This is a genomic window from Blautia sp. MSK20_18 (assembly GCF_020553125.1).
GTDB classification, from domain to species: domain Bacteria; phylum Bacillota; class Clostridia; order Lachnospirales; family Lachnospiraceae; genus Blautia_A; species Blautia_A fusiformis.
Window position 1 is genome coordinate 1 of sequence record NZ_JAJCGR010000076.1, and the last position, 3317, is coordinate 3317.

Sequence of the window (3317 nt, forward strand, 5' to 3'; positions counted from 1 at the left end):
ATTCATGTATAGAATAATATTTACTCAAAGCATCAACTCCTTTCAATAATATTCTGCTCTAATATCTTATAAAACTCAACATGTACTTATATGATTTTATAATTTTATAATTTATATTTAACTGTTAATAACCTCCTGAAAAATTCTATTTGCTTCACCTTATCATATTTTGGGGGTGGCGTACATATATTAATGTAAATTATGAGACGATTTGATTTTGTGTAATTGAGTGGATGGATTGAATAGTGCGAATAATCTATAAAAGAAGTGGCGGAAATACCAGCAATGATATTTCCGCCGTTTTACAACTCCGAATATCCTATCCAGAGCTACTTTGTGTTCATAGTATATGTTATAAAATCAAATTTTATGAAATGTAAAAAGGAACTCGTCCAGAGCCCCTTTCCTTTGAATAAGTAATAATATCTTTCTCACTCCGGAAAAAGACTTCTTTGTACTTATATGATACTGGTTCAATTACTCCTTGTCAATATTTATTTTTATCTTTGTAATGTGTTCTGTCAAAGAAATATCATCTGGCAATTCAAGAATTTTCCTTAGTTCAGCAAGTTCGTCCTGTGCCTTATTACGTTCTTCTTTTATTTTTGAAATATATTGCAATTTATCATCCATTGAGGTGGTAAATTTCGTTGCAATCACGCACCCTATGGGTTAAAAGAGATGCAGGAGCCGCGACGCCTGCATCTCTTTCATCTATAAATGTGATCTATTGCGAATGAATAGGTTTTTTATTTTGCAATAAACATAAGCAGGATCAATACTTTGCTAATAATTTTTTCCAGGGTTTATAGCCTTTCATATAAGCAAAGTCTTCTTCATTTTGGAAGCCTGCAATCAGTTCTTTTTTCATTTCTTCAGCATATGGATTTTCTACATCTTGGAATTTTATATGTTTATATAATCTTGATTTCTGAAAATCACAGATTGTATCGACATTCTCCAGCAGTTGTTTTATTACCTTAAAAGTATCTTCTACATTTTGTTCTGCCACCACAACATTAAACATGGTTGCACATTCATTGTATTTTCCCATCTCAAAAATACCTGCTAATGCATACATTTTCTCGGCCAGGAATCTTGCGGATTTATGATCTTTATTGTCAAGAGCTTTTGTGATCATCATGCCAAAGGCAAGATTCAAAGTAGTATACTCTGAAAGAATTATATTTTCCAGTTTTTCATATGCTTCTTCTGTTTTTTCCTGTTCCATGTATAATTGCCCAAGTCTTAGTTTTTTCATGGGATCATAGTCGGAAAAATAGTTCAGATATTTTTCTGCCATTTCATAATTCCCTTTTCGCAAGTAGAATCCGAACAGAGAATCTGCCGCATGGTGCTGGATTTTTTCGTCCTTGTCATTTAGTGCCATTTCGTACCAGGAATTAATCTGTTCGTCGTACTTATCGGGATGCTCACACTGACCTATGATTCTTCGCGAGTCAAGCATCACCGCCACCTGCCAGATAAGCATGTTGCAGTTAGGGTAATCTTTTATGATATTTACTGCCCATTGATAGGTCTTTTCGTAACCTTCTGCTGAAAACATTTTGTCCATTTCCTGAATAAGTTCTGTAATTTCAACGTCTGTCAGATTTTCATGAAAAGACAACAGGGTATCAAGGGAAATATGTAGCAGTCTTGCAATTGGTGCTAACAGTTCAATATCTGGATTGGAGTTCCCGTTCTCCCATTTATTCACCGCTGGAGTAGTTACTCCTAAGCGGTTTGCCATTTCCTCCTGGGTGAAACCAGACTCTTTTCTATATTTTTTTATCACATTTCCAATATTCATCCTAATTCTCTCCTGATTGAAATTTCAAAAGCTTTTGTGATTAAATCATAGCAGGATTGGAAATTGAACACAATTGAATTGTTGTTAAATAAAATTCATATTTTTTAACTGATGGGAAAGTTGATCGTGATCAGCAGTTGGTTTTTGGGCATATCCTAACAAAAGGAATCATGGAGACTGTGTTTTACGATACTTTGTATGTTTCCCTGGTCACCAATTAATTAATTATGCATACTCTAACAGAAGAAGTCTGTAAAGGAGTATCTGCATGAAAAATAAAAAATGGATTGCACTGGCGGCAGCAGTTGTGCTGGCGGTGACGGCGCTGCCAATGGGAGTATTTGCTGCGAAGAAAGACAGCACAGAAGAGAAGCTTACAAAGGTTACACTGAATGAAGTCGCACATTCAATCTTTTACGCACCGCAGTATGTGGCGATTGAGGAGGGATATTTTGCGGAGAAAGGTCTGGATCTGACGCTGGTGACGGGATTCGGAGCAGATAAAACGATGACTGCTGTGATTTCCGGTGAGGCAGATATTGGATTTATGGGCGCAGAGGCATCTGTTTATGCTTATCAGGAGGGCGCCACGGATCCTGTCGTAAATTTTGCACAGTTAACCCAGCGTGCGGGGAATTTTCTAGTGGCAAGAGAAGAGATGCCTGATTTCAAATGGGAGGATCTAAAAGGAGAGAAGGTTCTTGGCGGTCGTAAGGGCGGAATGCCGGAAATGGTATTTGAATATATACTGAAGAAAAACGGCATTGATCCGCAAAAGGATCTGACCATCGACCAGAGCGTTGATTTCGGTTCCACAGCAGCAGCTTTTACCAGTGATGATTCCGCGGCATATACAGTAGAATTCGAACCATCTGCGACCATTCTGGAAAAAGAAGGAGCGGGCTATGTAGTTGCATCTCTCGGAGAGGCATCCGGCTATGTACCATATACATCCTACAGTGCAAAAGCAAGCTACATGAAAGAAAATCCTGAGATCATCCAGAAATTTACCGATGCACTTCAGAAGGGAATGGACTATGTGCAGAGTCATACGCCGGAGGAAATCGCAGAAGTGATCGCACCGCAGTTCAAAGAAACAGATCTTGAAACCATTACTGCCATTGTAAAACGTTATTATGACCAGGATACCTGGAAAGAAAATCTTATTTTTGAAAAAGACAGCTTTGAGCTTCTGCAGGATATCCTGGAAGATGCAGGTGAGCTGACGGATCGTACAGCGTATGAAAATCTGGTGCAGACAGAGTATGCACAGAAAGCATGTGAAAATTAAAAAATAGTTTAGAAAGTTTAAAAAACATGGGAAAAACCTGCGGCATTTATCCAATGCGTCGTAAAACCCCTTGTTTCAGCTATGGGGATATAAGACGCGTCCATCGAATTTATGCAAGTAATTGAAGATGGACAAAATAGTAATTGTATTAACTAACAAACCATAGTATAATATAAATATGAACACAACATATAAATCAAACAACAATGTCGT

The 3317-nt window shown here is 37.5% G+C and carries 3 protein-coding genes; 1 reads left to right on the top strand and 2 read right to left on the bottom strand.

Features of this window, described 5'->3' with window-relative positions:
- Nucleotides 1-477: 477 nt before the first annotated feature.
- Together LI091_RS18215 and LI091_RS18220 are read right to left on the bottom strand one after the other, a co-directional pair.
- A complete protein-coding gene (locus LI091_RS18215; protein WP_021652569.1) occupies nucleotides 478-633 on the bottom strand; it encodes a hypothetical protein in 156 nt (51 codons plus the stop codon).
- A 142-nt stretch (nucleotides 634-775) separates the two neighbouring features.
- Complete coding sequence (locus LI091_RS18220; protein ID WP_059086116.1) at nucleotides 776-1813, bottom strand: helix-turn-helix domain-containing protein; 1038 nt, start codon at nucleotides 1811-1813, stop codon at nucleotides 776-778.
- Between the two features lie 268 nt (nucleotides 1814-2081).
- Between LI091_RS18220 and LI091_RS18225 the strand changes: the two genes are divergently transcribed.
- Nucleotides 2082-3104 (top strand): ABC transporter substrate-binding protein, encoded by a 1023-nt coding sequence (locus LI091_RS18225; protein ID WP_021652568.1) that lies wholly within the window; start codon nucleotides 2082-2084, stop codon nucleotides 3102-3104.
- Nucleotides 3105-3317: the final 213 nt, after the last annotated feature.

Bases quoted from the DNA above. Each gene is read 5' to 3' on its own strand.
- LI091_RS18225 (WP_021652568.1), top strand. From the start codon at position 2,082: ATGAAAAATAAAAAATGGATTGCACTGGCGGCAGCAGTTGTGCTGGCG.
- LI091_RS18220 (WP_059086116.1), bottom strand. From the start codon at position 1,813: ATGAATATTGGAAATGTGATAAAAAAATATAGAAAAGAGTCTGGTTTC.
- LI091_RS18215 (WP_021652569.1), bottom strand. From the start codon at position 633: ATGGATGATAAATTGCAATATATTTCAAAAATAAAAGAAGAACGTAAT.